At 61.2% G+C, this 19,045-nt stretch carries 18 protein-coding genes; 3 read left to right on the top strand and 15 right to left on the bottom strand.

The features are described 5' to 3' along the window. Window positions 1-14: 14 nt before the first annotated feature. From LDZ28_RS14745 to LDZ28_RS14675, 15 genes are all read right to left on the bottom strand, one after another. Entirely contained in the window at window positions 15-683 is a 669-nt protein-coding gene (locus LDZ28_RS14745) for a phosphoribosylanthranilate isomerase (RefSeq protein ID WP_244829122.1), read from the bottom strand. Beyond that, window positions 680-1,483: a tRNA pseudouridine(38-40) synthase TruA gene (gene truA, locus LDZ28_RS14740; protein ID WP_244829121.1), complete on the bottom strand. Its 804-nt coding sequence runs from the start codon at window positions 1,481-1,483 to the stop codon at window positions 680-682. Before truA ends, LDZ28_RS14745 begins: the two co-directional genes overlap by 4 nt. Window position 1,484: 1 nt before the next feature. Further along, window positions 1,485-3,548 carry a FimV/HubP family polar landmark protein gene (locus tag LDZ28_RS14735; RefSeq protein WP_244829119.1) on the bottom strand — a complete coding sequence of 688 codons (2,064 nt, stop codon included), beginning with the start codon at window positions 3,546-3,548 and terminating at the stop codon, window positions 1,485-1,487. A gap of 183 nt (window positions 3,549-3,731) precedes the next feature. Then, window positions 3,732-4,853, bottom strand: coding sequence for an aspartate-semialdehyde dehydrogenase (asd, locus tag LDZ28_RS14730; protein WP_244829118.1), 1,122 nt, complete (start codon window positions 4,851-4,853; stop codon window positions 3,732-3,734). 375 nt (window positions 4,854-5,228) lie between these two features. After that, window positions 5,229-6,296: a 3-isopropylmalate dehydrogenase gene (gene leuB / locus LDZ28_RS14725; protein WP_244829117.1), complete on the bottom strand. Its 1,068-nt coding sequence runs from the start codon at window positions 6,294-6,296 to the stop codon at window positions 5,229-5,231. Window positions 6,297-6,437: 141 nt separating this feature from the next. Then, window positions 6,438-7,088 (bottom strand): 3-isopropylmalate dehydratase small subunit, encoded by a 651-nt coding sequence (gene leuD, locus LDZ28_RS14720; RefSeq protein WP_244829115.1) that lies wholly within the window; start codon window positions 7,086-7,088, stop codon window positions 6,438-6,440. A gap of 71 nt (window positions 7,089-7,159) precedes the next feature. Beyond that, window positions 7,160-7,297: an entericidin A/B family lipoprotein gene (locus LDZ28_RS14715; protein WP_244829114.1), complete on the bottom strand. Its 138-nt coding sequence runs from the start codon at window positions 7,295-7,297 to the stop codon at window positions 7,160-7,162. Between the two features lie 9 nt (window positions 7,298-7,306). Continuing rightward, window positions 7,307-8,716 (bottom strand): 3-isopropylmalate dehydratase large subunit, encoded by a 1,410-nt coding sequence (gene leuC / locus LDZ28_RS14710; RefSeq protein WP_244829113.1) that lies wholly within the window; start codon window positions 8,714-8,716, stop codon window positions 7,307-7,309. Between the two features lie 247 nt (window positions 8,717-8,963). Then, entirely contained in the window at window positions 8,964-10,265 is a 1,302-nt protein-coding gene (gene gltA, locus LDZ28_RS14705) for a citrate synthase (RefSeq protein WP_244829112.1), read from the bottom strand. 147 nt (window positions 10,266-10,412) lie between these two features. Continuing rightward, complete coding sequence (locus LDZ28_RS14700) at window positions 10,413-10,709, bottom strand: succinate dehydrogenase assembly factor 2 (RefSeq protein ID WP_244829111.1); 297 nt, start codon at window positions 10,707-10,709, stop codon at window positions 10,413-10,415. Window positions 10,710-10,722: 13 nt separating this feature from the next. Beyond that, the gene (locus LDZ28_RS14695) at window positions 10,723-11,427 is read right to left on the bottom strand and encodes a succinate dehydrogenase iron-sulfur subunit (protein ID WP_244829110.1); all 705 of its coding nucleotides are present in this window, start codon (window positions 11,425-11,427) and stop codon (window positions 10,723-10,725) included. Between the two features lie 19 nt (window positions 11,428-11,446). Then, window positions 11,447-13,222, bottom strand: a complete 1,776-nt coding sequence (gene sdhA, locus LDZ28_RS14690) for a succinate dehydrogenase flavoprotein subunit (protein ID WP_244829109.1) — start codon at window positions 13,220-13,222, stop codon at window positions 11,447-11,449. Window positions 13,223-13,227: 5 nt separating this feature from the next. Continuing rightward, complete coding sequence (gene sdhD / locus LDZ28_RS14685) at window positions 13,228-13,596, bottom strand: succinate dehydrogenase, hydrophobic membrane anchor protein (RefSeq protein WP_244829108.1); 369 nt, start codon at window positions 13,594-13,596, stop codon at window positions 13,228-13,230. A 4-nt stretch (window positions 13,597-13,600) separates the two neighbouring features. Beyond that, window positions 13,601-14,011, bottom strand: coding sequence for a succinate dehydrogenase, cytochrome b556 subunit (sdhC, locus tag LDZ28_RS14680; RefSeq protein WP_244829107.1), 411 nt, complete (start codon window positions 14,009-14,011; stop codon window positions 13,601-13,603). 179 nt (window positions 14,012-14,190) lie between these two features. Further along, entirely contained in the window at window positions 14,191-14,982 is a 792-nt protein-coding gene (locus tag LDZ28_RS14675) for a GntR family transcriptional regulator (protein WP_244829106.1), read from the bottom strand. Between the two features lie 613 nt (window positions 14,983-15,595). On the opposite strand from LDZ28_RS14675, the gene LDZ28_RS14670 reads away from it, so the two are divergent. The 3 genes from LDZ28_RS14670 (at window position 15,596) to prpC (ending at window position 19,045) form a co-directional block, all read left to right on the top strand. After that, window positions 15,596-16,582 carry a malate dehydrogenase gene (locus LDZ28_RS14670; protein WP_244829105.1) on the top strand — a complete coding sequence of 329 codons (987 nt, stop codon included), beginning with the start codon at window positions 15,596-15,598 and terminating at the stop codon, window positions 16,580-16,582. 182 nt (window positions 16,583-16,764) lie between these two features. After that, window positions 16,765-17,775: a CoA ester lyase gene (locus LDZ28_RS14665; protein WP_244829104.1), complete on the top strand. Its 1,011-nt coding sequence runs from the start codon at window positions 16,765-16,767 to the stop codon at window positions 17,773-17,775. Window positions 17,776-17,869: 94 nt separating this feature from the next. Next, window positions 17,870-19,045, top strand: a complete 1,176-nt coding sequence (gene prpC / locus LDZ28_RS14660; protein ID WP_244829103.1) for a 2-methylcitrate synthase — start codon at window positions 17,870-17,872, stop codon at window positions 19,043-19,045.

Here is a 19,045-nt window from a genome sequence, read left to right as displayed (position 1 = left end):
ATTCACATTTTTATTCAGCTGGCATCCGCTTCGCGCACCGCGCGCACGAATGCCGCCATCCGGGCGGGATCTTTCACGCCCTTGGCGCCCGGCGTTTCGATGCCGCTTGAAACATCGACCGCGAACGGGCGCACGCGCCGGATGGCTTCACTGACGTTTTGCGTGTTCAACCCACCACTCAAAACGGCCCGATGCCCTAGATCTGTTGGGATAAGTGACCAATCGAATATCTTCCCGCCGCCGCCAAAGCCCTCGACGAGTGCGTCGAGAAGAATGCCGCCAGCATCTGCAAATTTAAGAGACGATTCTATCAAATCGCTCGTTGCAGCATCAGGCCCGATTCGCAATGCGCGCCAATAGGGCAAACCCGCAATCGCGGCCAACTCGGCGCATTGTTCGGGTGTTTCGTCCCCGTGAAACTGCAAAATGGATAGAGGAACGTTCGACGTGACTTCTCTCACCCATTCCGGCGTCGCGTTGACGAACAAACCGACTGCCGACACAAGGGGCGGCACATGCCGAGCCAGTTCGACGGCTTGCGAAACGCTCACCGAACGCGGACTCGGTGGATAGAAAACAAAGCCCACGGCGTCCGCGCCGAGCGCCACGGCGTGGCGCACGTCTTCGGCGCGGGAAAGTCCGCACAGCTTGATTCTCGTTCGATGAAGATCCCGTTCGCTCATTTCTCGTTCGCCCAGACGGCGCTCCACGGCATGCTTTCAATATGCGCAGGCGGCACCGCGAATTGCGCCGGATAACCGACTTCCGCCAGATATAGGCCGTCCGGCATGAAGGTCGGCGCGGCGATACGACGGTCGCGCGCGGCGAGTACGTCGGTCATCCACGAAACCGGATGTTTTCCCCGGCCAATGGCAACGAAACATCCCATTAGATTGCGTACCATGTGATGCAAAAACGCGTTGGCGCGAAACCGGAAGTGCACGAAGTTGCCCTGCTCGCGTATATCGATCCGATACACATGCTTGACCGGCGTTTTCGACTGGCAATCCGCCGCGCGGAACGACGAAAAGTCGTGCTCGCCGATAAGACACGCCACCGATTCACGCATCGCGCCGACATCCAGCGGCGTGTGCACCCAGCCAGCGCGTTTCGCGAGCATGGGTGAACGGACCGCATTGATGTACAGCACGTAATAGTAAGTGCGTTCGAATGCGCTGAAGCGGGCGTGGAAGTCGGCGGGCATCGGCTTCGCCCATTGCACCGCGATCGTTTCCGGCAAAAACGCATTCGTGCCGCGCACCCAGGAAAACTCGGTACGGTCGAGTTCCGTGTCGAAGTGCACGACTTGGCCCAGCCCGTGAACCCCGGTATCTGTCCGTCCGGCGACGACCGTCTGCAAACGAGTCTGCGCGAACTCCCCGAGCGCGCGCTCGAGTTCGTCCTGCACCGTGTTGCCATGCGGCTGAGATTGCCAGCCGGAAAACGCCGAGCCGTCGTACTGAATGCCTAATGCAATGCGCATTTCAGGAATGCGGCGCGAGCGTCGAAAGCAACGCGGCGGCTTGCGGACGCGTGGCTGAATCGTTCGAGGCGAGCACTTCCTGAAGCAACGTGCGCGCGCCCGACAAATCGCCCAGTTCGATGTATTCGGTCGCTAGTTCGAGCTTGTTTCGCGCGATCGTCGCGAGTTGCGAAGGCGTCAGCGCCGGCAACGGTGCAGTCTGGCTCGCCGGCAGATTCAGGTCGAAGTCGAGGCTCAGCGGGCCGTACTGGGTGGCTCCGAGGCCGGCCACCGCCGCGGCGCCTGCAGTGCCGGCTTCGATCTGAGCGACGACGGAATCCCCTCGCGGCACGGGCGGCAAGTCCTCGTGAGCCGTCTGCGCGTGGGCCACCGGCTGCGGGATGAACGGCAACGGCGCCGCGTCAGCGGACTCACGGGGCGCGGCTTCAAGCGCCTGCGGCGGCGAACTCGCCAAATCATGAGGCGTGTTCAGCGTCAGTTCGAGACGCGGCGGCAGACCGAGTTCGAGCGAGTCGAGCGCCTGAATTGCTTCTTTTGGAAACTTGGGCATCGGGAAACGATGACCGGGCGATGGATCGTCATCGAGTTCCGGCTCCGGCGGCACGTCGAGCGCTGCGTGCTCGATCTCGCGCTGTTCTGCCGCGCGCTGCTCGGCGGCTTCCTCGGCGGCCGCACGCGCCTGAGCTTCGCGCAGTTCGGCTTCGCGAGCGATGATCTCGCGCGCCGCCGCCTCGCGGGCGTGTTCCGCGTGCTCGGAGGCATCGCGCGCTTCGGCCTCGCGCAATTGCGTTTCGCGGGCGGACAAATCGCGGGCGAGCGCCTCGCGGGCCGCGAGCTCACGTGCGCGCGTCTCCCGTTCCTCGGCTTCCTGATGCGCAGCCTGTCGCGCGGCGGCTTCGCGCTCCTGTTCTTCCCATTTGCGCGCTTCGAGCGCGGCGGCCTGGCGTGCGGCAATTTCGCGGGCATGCGTTTCGTGCGCGTCGGCATCGTTCGATGATTCTTCGCGCGCGGATGGCACGAATTCCGCGTGCAAAGCGGCGGGCGTCGCGGGAACGAACGGCTCGGCTTGCGACGCCGGATTCCTGGCCGATGGCGTCATGCGCGCGACCGCGTCGTCATCGGACGGCGTGGGGAAAACTTGCGCCGCATCGTAATCCTCGATGCTCGCCGCCACCGCGTTCAGTTCCGACTGATCGTCGCGCTGAACCGCCTTGCCATCTACGCTCGCCACGGCGATAGCAGCCAAACGCTCGCGCTCGCGTTGCTGACGCAGCTTTTCGTTACGCGCGGCGGCGTCTGCTTCCGCTTCTTCCATCGAGGAAAAGGTTCGCGGCGCGCGCGGGTCCGCTGCCGCTCTAGCCGCTTCGAGTTTGGCGCGATTACGCCTTCTGATATACCACTGGCCGAATATGACACTCAGTCCGACCAGCCCACCAAGGAAAATCCTGGGGTCCGAAAGCGGCGACCCGGTCGCGGGCGCCGCAGCGGAAGTGGCGAACTCGGGCTTCGCTGGCGCCATTGTGGAACTTGCCTCGGACGCCGGCGCAACGGCATTCGGCGCGCTCGCAACAAGCGCGGGATTCGAGGCTGCTTCGGGCGGCGCGGGTTCGCTCGCGGCGCTTTGAGTCGCTGACGCCGGTGCAACGCCAGTCGCGGATGCGCCCGCCGTCGCGTTTTCCTGCGGGACCGGCGCTGGCGTCGATGCGGGCACCGAGACCGGCGCGGACGCTCCGCCCGCATCCGTTGCCGGCACGTTCAACACCGAACCGAGCTTCAACCGGTTGATGTCGTGCCCGGCGAACGCGTTCGGATTGGCTTCGAACAGGGCGCGCGCCATCTTTTCCTTGACCGCGCGTTCCTTGGAACCGGTGAGTTCGCCGGCGATATCGCTCAGCGACTGACCGGGCTTCACCGCGTACTGCTGCGTAGCGCCTGCTGCAACCTCGCTCGCCTGCGCGAAAGCCGCGCCCGGATGCGCGGCGAGCACCGCGGACGCGACAATGCCAGCCGCAGCGAACGCCGCGCGCGAAGGCGTGTTGAAAGACCGGCCAGGTCGATGAATCATTGAAACTCCAGGGAACGGCGAAGGTTGAATCGAAACACTGCCATGACGAACGCGCGCGGGTGAATTTTTCGTCGAACGGTCACGCGGACACGTTCCATGACAAAACCGGCTGCACAAACGAAAAAGCGCCGCGATAAACGCGACGCTTCTCGTCAAGCCGCGCTCATAAGCGCGTAGTTTACTTTACTTGTCCAACAGAATGCGCAGCATGCGGCGCAGCGGCTCGGCAGCACCCCACAAGAGCTGGTCGCCGACCGTGAACGCGGACAGATATTCACCGCCCATGGCGAGCTTGCGCAGACGGCCAACCGGCACCGTAAGCGTGCCCGTAACGACTGCAGGCGACAGATCGCGGATGGATGCTTCGCGCTCGTTCGGCACGACCTTCACCCAGTCGTTCGCCGATGCCAGGATGCCGTGCACTTCGTCGAGCGGCACGTCCTTCGCGAGCTTGATGGTCAGCGCTTGCGAATGGCAGCGCATGGCGCCGATCCGCACGCAAAGCCCATCCACGGGAACCGAGCCCGGCTGACCCATTGCGGGCTTGCCGAGAATCTTGTTGGTTTCCGCGCCGCCCTTCCACTCTTCCTTCGACATGCCGTCGCCGAGATCCTTGTCGATCCACGGGATCAGCGAGCCTGCGAGCGGCACGCCGAAATTGTCGACGGGCATGCGTTCGCCGTTCATTGCAGCCAGCACGCGGCGGTCGATATCGAGGATGGCGGAAGACGGGTCGGCCAGGTCTTCCTTGGCCGCGCCGTAAAGCACACCCATTTGCTGCAGCAGTTCGCGCATGTTCTGCGCACCCGCGCCGGATGCGGCCTGATACGTCATGGCCGTCGTCCATTCGACGAGGTTTTCGCGGAACAGGCCGCCGAGCGCCATCAGCATGAGGCTGACCGTGCAATTGCCGCCGATGAAATCGCGCCCGCCCTTGACGAGCGAGTCCTTGATGACGTTCAGGTTGACCGGATCGAGAATGATGACCGCATCGTCCTTCATGCGCAGCGCCGAGGCCGCGTCGATCCAATAACCTTTCCAGCCCGCTGCGCGCAGCTTCGGATACACCTCGTTGGTGTAGTCGCCGCCCTGACACGTGATGATGGCGTCGCACTTCTTCAGGTCGTCGATGCTCGTCGCGTCTTTGAGCTTAGTCTCGTTCTTGGCGAACGACGGCGCGTTGCCGCCCGCATTGCTGGTGCTGAAAAACACCGGTTCGATCAGGTCGAAGTCGCCTTCCTGCTGCATGCGCTGCATCAGGACGCTGCCGACCATGCCGCGCCAACCAACGAGACCTACGTTCATGACTCACCCTTCCAGTGGTAGCTTCCCCGCATCCTTACCCGGCGTGGCCGCGCGGGGAAGACGCTCGGACACGAGGGACGATCAGCGAATCGTGATCGCTTTGATGGAGGTTTTCGTAATGCGCGTTTTGGCGAGGCCAACGATGGCGTGACCGCGCGTGCTGATGGTGAGACCCGTCGCGCTGACTTTTGAGCCGCGTCCGATGGATTCCAAAGAGAATTGAGAGTTCTTCGCCATAACAAAACAGTCTACACGATAACCGGGCAATTTCGTGGATCTCGAACCGAATCGCCGCGAATCGTGCCGTAAAACGGGTAAAAATAGGATAAACGTCACGATCGGCTGCATTTGTCGCAACAGCCGATCGCGAGTTTTTTAGAGCGCCTTGAGCACCGCGTCGCCCATTTCCTTCGTGCCGACGATTTTGCCGTCGGGCGTCGCGATATCGCCGGTGCGATAGCCCTGCTCCAGCACCTTCTTCACCGCGCTTTCGATACGGTCGGCTTGCTCCGTCTTGCCGAGCGAGTAACGCAGCATCATCGCGGCGGAGAGAATGGTCGCAAGCGGATTGGCCACGCCCTTGCCCGCGATATCCGGCGCCGAACCATGCGACGGCTCGTACAAGCCCTTGTTGTTCTTGTCGAGCGACGCCGAAGGCAACATGCCAATGGAACCCGTGAGCATCGCGGCTTCGTCGGAGAGAATGTCGCCGAACATGTTGCCCGTCACGACCACGTCGAAAGCCTTCGGCGCCTTGACCAGCTGCATCGCCGCGTTATCGACATACATGTGCGACAGCTCGACGTCCGGATATTCCTTGGACACGTCGATCATGATGTCGCGCCAGAATTGCGATGTTTCGAGCACGTTCGCCTTGTCCACGCTCGTCAACTTCTTCTGACGCTTTTGCGCAGCCTGAAACGCGACATGCGCAATGCGCCGCACTTCCGGTTCCGCGTAACGCATGGTGTCGAAGCCTTCCTGCGCGCCTTCGAACAAGCCGTCCGGCGCAGCACGCACGCCGCGTGGCTGACCAAAGTAGATGTCACCGTTCAGTTCACGCACGATCAGGATATCGAGCCCCGACACAATCTCGGCCTTCAGCGACGAAGCACCCGTCAATTGCGGATAGCAAATGGCCGGACGGAAGTTCGCGAACAGTTGCAGATGCTTGCGCAGACCGAGAATGGCTTGCTCCGGGCGCAACGCGCGTTCGAGCTTGTCATACTTCCAGTCGCCGACGGCGCCGAAAAGGATCGCGTCGGCGTCCTTGGCGAGTTGCAGCGTCGCATCCGGCAGCGGATGGCCCTTCGCCTCGTAACCCGCGCCGCCAACGGGCGCTTCTTCGAGTTCGAACTTCTCACCAAGCGCGTTCAGCACCTTGACCGCCTCGGCGGTGATTTCCGGACCGATACCGTCGCCGGGGAGGACTGCAATCTTCATGTCTCGATTCCTTATTCACAGGACGCGCTCCGCGCTTGCGGAGCTTCCCGGTTTGGTTCGCGCCGTCGTGTCGGGTTTCTCGGACACGAACAACGTCACTAAAAGCGCGCCTGCATCTGGGCGCAGGCCGAATACAGGTTCTTATCCAACCAGCCGATTGTTCAGCCACGGCTGCTTCGTCAGCCGTTCCGTCTCGTACTGACGAATCTTGTCCGCGTGGCGCAGAGTCAGCGCGATATCGTCGAAGCCGTTCAGCAGACAGTACTTGCGAAAGCCCGGGACTTCGAAAGAATACTCGGTGCCGTCGCCCGTACGCACGACTTGCGCTTCGAGATCGACAGTCAGCGTATAACCCACGAACGCGTTGGTCTCGTTGAACAGCTTGTCCACTTGCTGCTCCGTCAGCGCCACCGGCAGCAGCCCGTTCTTGAAGCAGTTGTTATAGAAAATGTCCGCGAAACTCGGCGCGATGATCGCGCGAAAGCCGTATTGATCCAGCGCCCACGGCGCGTGTTCCCGCGAGCTGCCGCAGCCGAAGTTCTTGCGCGTGAGCAGAATCGACGCGCCCTGGTAACGCTGCTGATTCAGCACGAAATCCGGGTTCAGCGGGCGCTTGCTGTTGTCCTGACCCGGCTGGCCGACATCGAGATAACGCCATTCGTCGAACGCGTTGGGACCGAACCCAGTGCGCTTGATCGACTTCAGGAACTGCTTCGGAATGATCGCGTCCGTGTCGACGTTTTCGCGATCCAGCGGCGCCACGAGGCCGCTATGCACAATGAATTTTTCCATGACGCTTGAGCCCTTTGTCTGTTGCAGATCCGGCAATGCTTGGCGCGCCTCGCCGGATGAATGCGGCCCGCCTACTTAGCCGCGTTGCTGATCGAATTGCCCAGATGCTGCAAATCTTCGCCGAAACCGTGCATCGTGTTGCAGCCCGCGAGTGTCAGTGTGAGCAGACAACCGACGGCAACCACGAGCGAGAGTAGATTTCGCTTCATCGCACCGAGTCAGGCGAGCTTGCGAACGTCGACGAAGTGACCTTCGATTGCAGCGGCGGCCGCCATTGCCGGGCTCACCAGATGCGTGCGTCCGCCCGCGCCTTGACGGCCTTCGAAATTGCGGTTCGACGTCGATGCGCAGCGCTCGCCCGGATCGAGCCGGTCCGCGTTCATGGCGAGGCACATGGAGCATCCCGGCTCGCGCCATTCGAAGCCCGCGTTCGTGAAAATCTTGTCGAGCCCTTCCCGCTCGGCCTGCGCTTTCACGAGACCGGAGCCCGGCACGACCATCGCCAGACGAATGTTCGATGCCACGCGGCGGCCGAGCGTCTTCACCACATACGCGGCGGCGCGCAGGTCTTCAATACGCGCATTCGTGCACGAGCCGATGAAGATTTTGTCCGGCTTGATGGCCTCGATTGGCGTGTTCGGTTGCAGCGCCATGTAGTGCAGCGCGCGTTCCATGGCGTCGCGCTTGACCGGATCTTTTTCGCGCTCGGGATCGGGCACGCGGCCATCGACCGACGTGACCATTTCCGGCGACGTGCCCCACGTGACTTGCGGCACGATTTCGGCCGCATTGAGTTCGACCACGCGGTCGAACTGCGCGTCTGGGTCCGACTTGAACTGACGCCAGTACTCGACCGCCTGATTCCACTCGACGCCCTGCGGCGAGTACGGACGATCCTTGAGATAGTTGATCGTGGTGTCGTCGACGGCCACCATGCCGGCGCGCGCGCCCGCTTCGATCGCCATGTTGCAGACCGTCATGCGGCCTTCCATGGTGAGCGCGCGGATGGTCGAGCCGCCGAATTCCATGGCGTAACCGGTGCCGCCCGCCGTGCCGATCTTGCCGATGATCGCGAGCACGATGTCCTTCGCGGTGCAGCCGCGCGGCAATTGGCCTTCGACCTTGATGAGCAGGTTCTTGCTCTTCTTCTGCAAGAGCGTTTGCGTGGCGAGCACGTGCTCCACTTCCGAGGTGCCGATGCCGTGCGCGAGCGCGCCGAACGCGCCGTGCGTGGAGGTGTGCGAGTCGCCGCAGACGATGGTCATGCCCGGCAGCGTCGCGCCCTGTTCCGGCCCGATGATGTGCACGATGCCCTGACGCAGATCGTTCATCTTGAACTGAGTGATGCCGAAGCTATCGCAATTGGAGTCGAGCGTATCGACTTGCAGCTTCGACACGGGATCAGCAATGCCGTGGGAACGGTCGGTGGTCGGCACGTTATGGTCGGACACGGCCAGGTTCGCGCTGATGCGCCACACCGGGCGCTCGGCCAGCTTCAAGCCTTCGAAGGCCTGCGGGCTCGTCACTTCGTGCAGCAGGTGACGGTCGATGTAGAGGATCGACGTGCCGTCCTCTTCCGTGTGGATCACGTGTGTGTTCCACAGTTTGTCGTAGAGAGTCTGTGCCATGTGAGCGCTTTGGAGTGTGACTGCGGGGTTTTCAGTTTGACGACTTGTGAGTCGATTATGCCACTCTCACGGAGCGCGTGGATAGTACTAGGCTACGGAAAAATCCATTAAAAACAGTGGGTTGGGTGGTGGGTTCGGTACCTGGATCAGCGATACCCGGATAGAAAGACGGACGAGGAAGAAGCCAAAAGCAAAAAGCCCCGGCAATCACTCGCCGGGGCTTTCGTCCAACCTAACCTGCGTGCGCTTAACGCTTGTCCAGCGCCTTTGCATCACGCGGCGTTTGACCAATGAACAACTGACGCGGACGGCCAATCTTTTGTTCCGGATCGGCGATCATCTCGTTCCACTGTGCAATCCAGCCAACCGTACGAGCCATTGCGAAAATACACGTGAACATGGACGTCGGAATGCCCAGCGCGCGCTGAACGATACCCGAGTAAAAGTCTACGTTCGGGTACAGCTTGCGCGACACGAAGTATTCGTCTTCCAGCGCGATCTTTTCCAGTTCCATCGCAAGCTTGAAGAGCGGGTCGTCATGCAGACCGAGCTCGTTCAGCACTTCGTGGCAGGTTTCGCGCATGAGCTTCGCGCGGGGATCGTAATTCTTGTAGACGCGGTGGCCGAAGCCCATCAGCTTCACGCCCGAGTTCTTGTCCTTCACCTGCTTGATGAACTCGGCGATGTTGTCGACCGAGCCGATTTCTTCCAGCATGTTCAGCGCGGCTTCGTTCGCGCCGCCGTGCGCCGGGCCCCACAGACACGCGATACCAGCTGCAATACACGCAAACGGATTGGCGCCCGACGACCCCGCGAGACGCACCGTCGAGGTCGACGCGTTTTGCTCGTGGTCCGCGTGCAGGATGAGGATACGGTCGAGCGCGCGCACCAGCACGTCGTTGACTTTGTACTCTTCGCACGGATTCGAGAACATCATGTACATGAAGTTCGCGCTATACGACAGGTCGTTCTTCGGATAAACGAACGGTTGACCGATGCTGAATTTGTACGCCATGGCCACCAGCGTCGGCAGCTTGGCGATCATGCGGATGGCCGACACTTCGCGATGACGCGGGTCGTTGATATTCAGCGAGTCATGGTAGAACGCCGACAGCGCGCCGACTGCGGCGACGAGGACGGCCATGGGGTGCGCGTCGCGACGGAAACCGCGGAAGAAGAAGTGCATTTGCTCATGCACCATCGTGTGGCGCGTGACCGTATCCACGAATTCCTGGTTCTGCGCGGCGGTCGGCAATTCGCCCTTCAGCAGCAGATAGCAGGTTTCGAGGAAGTCGGCGTTCACCGCCAGTTCTTCGATCGGATATCCGCGATAGAGCAGTTCGCCCTTGTCGCCGTCGATATACGTGATCGCGGAATTGCACGCTGCCGTCGACATGAAGCCCGGGTCATACGTGAACTTGCCGGTCTGACCGTACAACTTGCGAATGTCGATCACGTCCGGGCCCATGGTGCCCTTGTAGATCGGCATTTCGACGCTCGGCGAGTTGTCGCTGAACGATAGCGTGGCTTTAACATCTGACGGGGTCATAGCACATCCTCAATCGAAGTATGGATACAGGTTCTCGATAATTTGCACGACGGAAGCTGCGCGGCACAAACTGTACTGTGGGCCTCTTGCGGCCTTAATTCGTTTATTTCGGCTTATTGTGCAGAACTCCGTGGATTCCTGCTGAAATCACACGGTACGCAGCATACCTAGCAGACGGATTACATCGGGCGTCGCAAGCTCGCCTTCGGGCTCGGTGCGCGCCAGCAACAAATCCATCAGTTCGTTGTCGCTCAGCTCCAGCAGACGGGTCAACGCGAACACGTCGGCGTCACTGAGGTCATGCTCATATCGGCTGAAAAAACGCTCGAAGATCAGATCGTTTTCCAGCAGGCCGCGCCGCGCACGCCAGCGAAGACGCGCGCGACGAAGGGGGTCGGACTGATGCGGACCGTCGTCCGCGGTATTGCTTGAATTGTCGACCATCTCTTAGCCCATCTCAGACAGCGCGGCGCACCATCAATTCCTTGATCTTGCCGATCGCCTTGGTCGGGTTGAGCCCCTTCGGGCACACGTCGACGCAATTCATGATCGTGTGGCAACGGAACAGACGATACGGATCTTCCAGATTGTCCAAACGCTCGCCGGTCGCTTCATCCCGGCTATCCGCAATGAAGCGATACGCCTGCAGCAAGCCCGCCGGTCCGACGAACTTGTCCGGATTCCACCAGAAGCTCGGGCACGACGTCGAGCAACTCGCGCACAGAATGCACTCGTACAGCCCGTCGAGCTCGTCGCGTTCGACCGGCGACTGCAGACGCTCTTTTTCCGGCGGCGGCGTGTCGTTGATCAGATACGGCTTGATCGAATGATACTGATTAAAAAATTGCGTGAAGTCGCAAATCAGATCGCGCACCACCGGCAAGCCCGGCAGCGGACGCAGCACAATGCGCTGCGGCAGATCGTTCATGTTCTGCAAACACGCAAGACCGTTCTTGCCGTTGATGTTCATCGCGTCCGAGCCGCACACGCCTTCGCGGCACGAACGGCGAAACGACAGCGTCTCGTCGACCGACTTTAGCTTGAGCAGTGCATCGAGCAGCATGCGTTCGTGCGAGTCGATCTCCAGCTCGTAGGTCTGCATGCGCGGGGCTGCGTCCTTGTCCGGATCGTAGCGATAGACTTCGAAAATTCTCTTTGCCATTTCGATTTTCCCTTGTGCCTTAGAAGGTCCGTGCCTTCGGCGGCACCGATTCAACCGTCAGCGGCTTCATCTGCACCGGCTTGTAGTCGAGGCGATCGCCTTCGCTGAACCACAGCGTATGGCGCATCCAGTTCTCGTCGTCGCGATGCTCGAAGTCGCTGTGCGCGTGCGCGCCACGGCTTTCCTTGCGCGCTTCGGCCGACACCATGGTCGCGCGTGCGACTTCGATCAGGTTCGCCAACTCCAGCGCCTCGACCTTCGCCGTGTTGAACACCTTCGATTTGTCCTTCAGATGCACGTGCTTCACGCGCGCGGTGAGTTCGTCGATCTTGCTCACGCCCTCTTCGAGCAGCTTCGATGTGCGGAACACGCCCGCATGCGCCTGCATGGTCGAACGAATGTCGTTGGCGATGTTCTGCGTGTATTCGCCCGACGTCGACTTCTCCAGCACCGCGAGGCGTTCGAGCGCGAAGTCGGCGGCATCGGCCGGCAGCGGCTTGTGCTCTTTCAACTCCTTCGCGTGCTTGATGATGTGATTGCCCGCCGCGCGGCCGAACACCACCAGGTCGAGCAGCGAGTTCGTGCCCAGACGGTTCGCGCCATGCACCGAGACGCACGAGCATTCGCCCACCGCGTAGAACCCGTTGACCGGCTCGTTATAACCATTGGACGTACCCACGACCTGCCCGTGCATGTTCGTCGGTATGCCACCCATTTGATAGTGGATGGTCGGCACCACGGGAATGGGCTCCTTGATGCAATCGACGTTGGCGAACTTGAGCGCGATCTCGCGAATCGACGGCAAGCGCTTCATGATCGTCTCGGCGCCGATGTGCGACAGATCCAGCAACACGTGGTCCTTGTTCGGACCCACGCCACGGCCTTCCTTGATTTCCTGATCCATCGAACGCGAAACGAAGTCGCGCGGCGCGAGGTCCTTGAGCGTCGGCGCGTAGCGCTCCATGAAGCGGTCGCCGTTCGAATTGCGCAAGATGCCGCCTTCGCCGCGCACGCCTTCGGTAATCAGCACGCCCGCGCCCGCGACACCGGTCGGGTGGAATTGCCAGAACTCCATGTCCTGCAACGCGATGCCCGAGCGCGCGGCCATGCCCAAGCCATCGCCCGTGTTGATGAACGCATTCGTCGATGCCGCGAAGATACGTCCCGCGCCGCCCGTGGCGAACAGCGTGGTCTTGCCTTCGAGGATATACACGTCGCCCGTTTCCATCTCCAGCGCGGTGACGCCGAGCACATCGCCTTCGGCGTCGCGGATCAGGTCCAGCGCCATCCATTCGACGAAGAAGTGCGTTTTGGCCGCGACGTTCTGCTGATACAGCGTGTGCAACAACGCGTGGCCGGTACGGTCGGCCGCGGCACAGGCGCGTTGCACGGGCTTTTCGCCGTAGTTGGCCGTGTGTCCGCCGAACGGACGCTGATAGATCGTGCCATCCGGATTGCGGTCGAACGGCATGCCCATGTGTTCGAGCTCATACACGGCGTTGGGCGCTTCACGGCACATGAATTCGATTGCATCCTGGTCGCCGAGCCAGTCGGAGCCCTTGATGGTGTCGTAGAAGTGATAGTGCCAGTTGTCCTCGCTCATGTTGCCAAGCGAGGCGCCGATGCCGCCTTGCGCGGCGACCGTATGCGAGCGCGTGGGAAACACCTTCGACAACACAGCGACCGACAGGCCCGCACGCGCGAGCTGCAGCGATGCGCGCATGCCCGAGCCGCCCGCGCCCACGATGACCACGTCGAAACGGCGACGCGGCAGGGAAGTCTTGATTGCAGCCATGTTCTTTAAACTCTCCAGAGAATCTGTGCAGCGTAGCCGGCGCATCCAACGAGCCAGAGGATGGTCAGCACCTGAAGAAACAGGCGCACGGCCATGGGCTTCACGTAATCCATCCAGATATCGCGAATGCCGACCCACGCGTGATAGAACAGGCAAAGCAGAGTCACGAACGTGGCAAGCTTCATCCACTGCATGGCGAAGATGGACGCCCAGCCTTCATAGGAGAAGCTGTGTGCGGCGAAGAACCAGAACAGCAAAACGACGGTGTACGCCGCCATCACGACGGCGGTAATGCGTTGCGCGAGCCAGTCGCGCAGGCCGTAATGCGCGCCCACGACCAGGCGCTTCGGGCCAACTCTGTTTTGGGTTGCCATGGTCTTAAAAGGCTCCGAAGATTTTAAGGGCCATCACAGCCGTGAGAAGCAGCGAGACGACGAGCACGATCAACGCGCTTTGCTTGCCGCCTTCCTTGTTCACGCCAACGTGCGTGTCGAGCAGCAGAAAACGAATGCCCGCGCAGAAGTGATGCAGATACGCCCACGACAGCACGAGCGTGATGATCTTGACGATGGGGTTGGCCAGAAAGCCCTTGAACGCGTCGAAACTGAGTTCCGAGGTCAGGCTCTGATCGAGCAGATAGAGAATGAACGGCAGCGACACGAAAAGCAGCAAGCCGCTGATGCGATGCAGGATGGACACCTTCCCCGCCAGCGGCAAGCGATACTTCGCGAGTTGACCAAGCCCGATGTTCCGGAACTCGGGCCTTGGTTTTTTTACGGCTTCAGCCATGCTAGACCCCAACTTGTTATTACACCAATCCGCGATTTTAGCGCCTTTTTATTCCGCGCTGCAGCGAAAACCGGCCTAAAACACTCTTCTAAGGCGTGTAAGAAAAGAGTATCCCTTACGTGCTTGCGCGAAACTTACGCACTGCTTGCCACCCTGCATTTCCCGCCTGCTTTCGGCGCTCAACTCAAGTCGTTCTGATAGTAATACCCGGTCGTGACATACCAGCCGCGCCGCACTTCGACCGGCCGGTCGCCATACGTATAGGAGACGCGTTCGACCGACAGCAGTGGAAAGTCCGGTTTCACATCGAGCAGGCGCGCGACCGCTGGGTCAGCGGCGACGGCGCGGATCTTTTCTGTCGCACGAATCATGCGCGTACCGAACTCCGTCTCGAACATTGCGTAGAGCGGACCCTTGTAATCGGCGAGACGCTCGGCGGTCAGGCCGCGAAAGACCGCGCCGGGCAGCCAGATTTCATCGAAAACGGTCGTCACGCCATCAAACTGCAACAGGCGCTTGATAAGAACAACGGGGTCGGCCGGTTTCAGATCGAGTTGACGCGCGATCTCGGCGGGCGCGCGCAGACGCTTGCATTCGAGCAGGCGGCTGACGTGGGGATGAGCGTCGCCGTCGTCGGGCAACAAGCGCAGGAAGCGGAACTGGACGCGGTCTTCATTGTGCGTCGCAACAAACGTGCCCTTGCCTTGACGGCGCACGAGCAGATTGTCGGCGGCGAGTTCGTCGATGGCCTTGCGGACGGTGCCCTGGCTGACTTTATAGCGCGCGGCGAGTTCGACCTCGCTCGGGATGATTTCGCCGGGCTTCCATTCACCCGTTTCGAGCCCCTGCGTGATGAGCGATTTGATTTGCTGATATAGCGGACTGAACGTAGGCGACGACGTACTCGCGGCAGCCTCAGCCGCGCTCGCGCTGCCGTTCGGGTTCGTCGTGCTCGCCGGGTTCGAATTCATGCCGCGCATTTCAACACAAAGCCGCGCCGTGCGTCCAGAGCTTTCCCTGAGAATCCTATGTCTTATATAAGACATAAGATAGTGTTGACTTTGCTTGTGACGAACCCTACACTCCTTGTCGAGCAAGGGTTTGCGGGTTGTCGTAACACCGGAAACCGAGCTGACCGGCGCGTTTGTCCTGGCGGTTTTCGCCAGATGCCGTCAGTTCTTCGGCCGCGCGACATACCGCCAGGCACGCCCTTTCGCTTTCGCCTTACGCCGATCGACCACTCGATTCGCGCGCCGCTGCCTGCCTATCGCCTCGCAACGTCAAGCGCCGTCTCGTATGGGCGCGTTGCCGTTGGACCCAAGCGAATTTCGCGTCCTTTAAGAAACCTCCCGCAAGCAACTCGCTCGAACGAGAGATTCATGGCATGACAGTCACGCCGCGCCCGTCGGTGCGCCGCTCGCCTTGGCGCCAATACAGGCGCGAAGCCGCATCGGCAGGATATCGGCCGGGCGTTCCCACGCTTCGCGGGCGGCATGGCAGGCATGTCTTTCATCAACGCTTTGCGTAACGCGCATAAAATGGCGCTTTCCCTAGCGTTCCACGCACCGTCCAGGAGAGTTATCAATGGCTAAGTCCGCAAAGCGCGTTGCCGTCACCGGCGCCGCAGGTCAAATCGGCTACTCGCTGCTGTTCCGTATCGCCAATGGCGATCTGCTCGGCAAAGACCAGCCCGTGATTCTTCAGTTGCTCGATTTGCCGCAAGCGCAAGGCGCAGTCAAGGGCGTCGTGATGGAACTGGAAGACTGCGCGTTCCCGCTGCTCGCAGGCGTGGTCGTCACGGACGACCCCAAAGTCGCGTTCAAGGACGCCGACGTCGCGCTGCTGGTCGGTGCGCGTCCGCGCTCGAAAGGCATGGAGCGTAAGGACCTCTTGTCGGCCAACGCCGAAATCTTCACGGTTCAGGGCAAGGCGCTCAACGAAGTCGCAAGCCGCGACGTCAAGGTTCTCGTGGTCGGCAACCCGGCCAACACGAACGCCTATATCGCGATGAAGTCGGCGCCGGATCTGCCGAAGAAGAACTTCACCGCCATGCTGCGCCTGGACCACAACCGCGCGCTGTCGCAACTGGCGGCCAAGTCGGGCAAGCCGGTCGCATCGATCGAAAAACTGGCTGTGTGGGGCAACCACTCGCCGACCATGTACCCCGACTTCCGCTTCGCCACCGCGGCGGGCGACGATCTGACGAAGCTCATCAACGACGATGAATGGAACCGCAACACGTTCATCCCGACGGTCGGCAAGCGCGGTGCGGCGATCATCGAAGCGCGCGGTCTGTCGTCGGCGGCATCGGCGGCTAACGCTGCAATCGACCACGTGCGCGACTGGGTGCTCGGCACCAATGGCAAGTGGGTCACCATGGGCATTCCGTCGGACGGCTCGTACGGCATTCCGGAAGACATCATCTACGGCGTGCCGGTCACGTGCGAAAACGGCGAGTACAAACGCGTCGAAGGTCTGGAAATCGACGCGTTCTCGCGCGAAAAAATGGACGGCACGCTGAGCGAACTGCTAGAAGAGCGCGACGGCGTGGCGCATTTGCTGGGCAAGTAATTTTAAGTATCGCGGGGAAGCCGGGAGGCTTCCCGCTGGCGCGAATGCATCCGATGCATCGCGCCTGATCCGAACGCGTTTGGAGCTTGCCGTGCTTTCACGGAAGCAGCCCGAGCGCGGCCGAATCAGAAGCATTGAGCAAGATCGACATCCTTTTCCCCCAATTGGACCCGACGCCGACGATGCGCGCTCTCACCCCCGCCGAAGTGCTGTTTGACGGCGACCCGCAGCCTGCTGTCCTGCCGCCCTGCGATCACTACGCGGGCAGCGAAAAGCTGATGAAGAAGTCGCTCGCGTTGCAGGCGCAACTCGGGCCGGTCTTCGACATCACGCTCGATTGCGAGGACGGTGCGGAAGTAGGCCGCGAGGCGGAGCATGCGGAACTCGTCGCGTCGTTCGTCGGCGGCGAGGAAGACCGCTTCGGGCGCGTGGGCGTGCGCATTCACGACTTCAATCACCGCGCGTGGCGCGACGACGTGCGCATCATCCTGCGCCACGCGAGGAAAGCGCCTGCCTTCGTCATGCTGCCGAAAATCCGCAGCGTCTTCGACGCCGCCGAGATGGTGGCTTTCGTCGAGGCATCGCGTTGCGAGTTCGGCATCGAGAAACCGGTGCCTTGTCATCTGCTGATCGAAACACATGGCGCGCTTCGCGAAGCCTTCGAGCTCGCGGCGCTGCCCGGCGTCGAATCGCTGAGCTTCGGTCTGATGGACTTCGTTTCGGCGCACAACGGCGCCATTCCAGATACCGCCATGCGCTCGCCCGGCCAGTTTGAACATCCGCTCGTGCGGCGCGCGAAGCTGGAAATCGCGGCGGCGTGTCATGCACACGGCAAGGTGCCGTCCCACAACGTATCGACGGAAGTGCGCGACATGGGCATCGTGGCGAACGACGCCGGGCGCGCGCGCAACGAGTTCGGCTATACGCGCATGTGGAGCATTCATCCGGAGCAGATACGGCCTGTCGTCGAAGCCTTCTCGCCACGTGCCGATGAAATCGCGCTCGCCGCCGAGATACTGCTTGGCGCACAACGCGCGCAGTGGGGCCCAACGCGTCACCGCGATACCTTGCATGATCGCGCGAGCTATCGCTATTACTGGTCGGTGCTGCGGCGCGCCGAGGCCACCGGCCAGGCAATGCCAAGCGATTACGCGTCGCTCTTCGCCACGCCGGCGCAAGGCGGCAAGGCATGACAGAGCATTTGCAGCACGCGCGCGAGCGGTTACGCAGCGCGCGTTTCAAGAAGAAGTAACGCACGCCCTGAGCGTTGAAAGGAGACTTGAAGCAATGAGCGATACCGTATCGACCGACGCACCCGCCGCAGCGGGCGCATTCAAGCCAAAGAAATCCGTCGCGCTTTCGGGCGTGACCGCGGGCAACACCGCGTTGTGCACAGTCGGCAAGACCGGCAACGACCTGCACTATCGCGGTTACGACATTCTCGATGTCGCGACCACCAGCGAGTTCGAGGAGATCGCTTATCTGCTCGTGCATGGCAAGCTGCCGAACGTCGCCGAGTTGAAGGCGTACAAGACAAAACTCAAGGCTTTGCGCGGCTTGCCCGCAAACCTCAAGGCCGCGCTCGAATGGATTCCGGCGTCCGCGCACCCCATGGACGTCATGCGCACCGGCGTATCCATGCTCGGCACCATCCTGCCCGAAAAGGACGATCACAACGTTCCCGGCGCGAAGGATATCGCCGACAAGCTGATGGCCTCGCTCGGTTCGATGCTGCTCTACTGGTATCACTACTCGCACAACGGCAAGCGCATCGAAGTCGAAACTGACGACGACTCCATCGGCGGACACTTTCTGCATTTGCTGCATGGCGCGGAGCCCTCGAAATCGTGGGTCGAAGCCATGCACGTATCGCTCAATCTTTACGCTGAACATGAGTTCAACGCATCCACGTTCACCACTCGCGTGATCGCGGGCACGGGCTCGGACATGTATTCGGCGATCGTGGGTGGCATTGGCGCATTGCGCGGCCCGAAACATGGCGGCGCCAATGAAGTCGCGTTCGAAATTCAATCGCGCTATCAGACGCCCGACGAAGCCGAGTCCGATATTCGCGCACGCGTCGAGAAGAAGGAAGTGGTGATCGGCTTCGGTCATCCGGTCTATACCATCTCCGATCCGCGTAACAAGGTCATCAAGGAAGTCGCGAAGAAGCTCTCGAAGGAAGCGGGCGACAACAAGCTCTTCAGCATCGCCGAACGGCTCGAATCCGTGATGGCCGACGCAAAGAAAATGTTCCCCAACCTCGACTGGTTCAGCGCGGTTTCGTATCACATGATGGGCGTGCCCACGGCCATGTTCACGCCGCTCTTCGTCATCTCGCGCACGGCGGGATGGAGCGCGCACATCATCGAGCAACGCATCGACAACAAAATCATCCGGCCGAGTGCGAACTACACGGGCCCCGATAATTTGAAGTTCACGCCACTAAATAAGCGAAAATAG

This window comes from Caballeronia sp. TF1N1, from assembly GCF_022878925.1.
Classification (GTDB): Bacteria; Pseudomonadota; Gammaproteobacteria; order Burkholderiales; family Burkholderiaceae; genus Caballeronia.
This window is presented reverse-complemented; position numbering and strand designations above follow the sequence as displayed.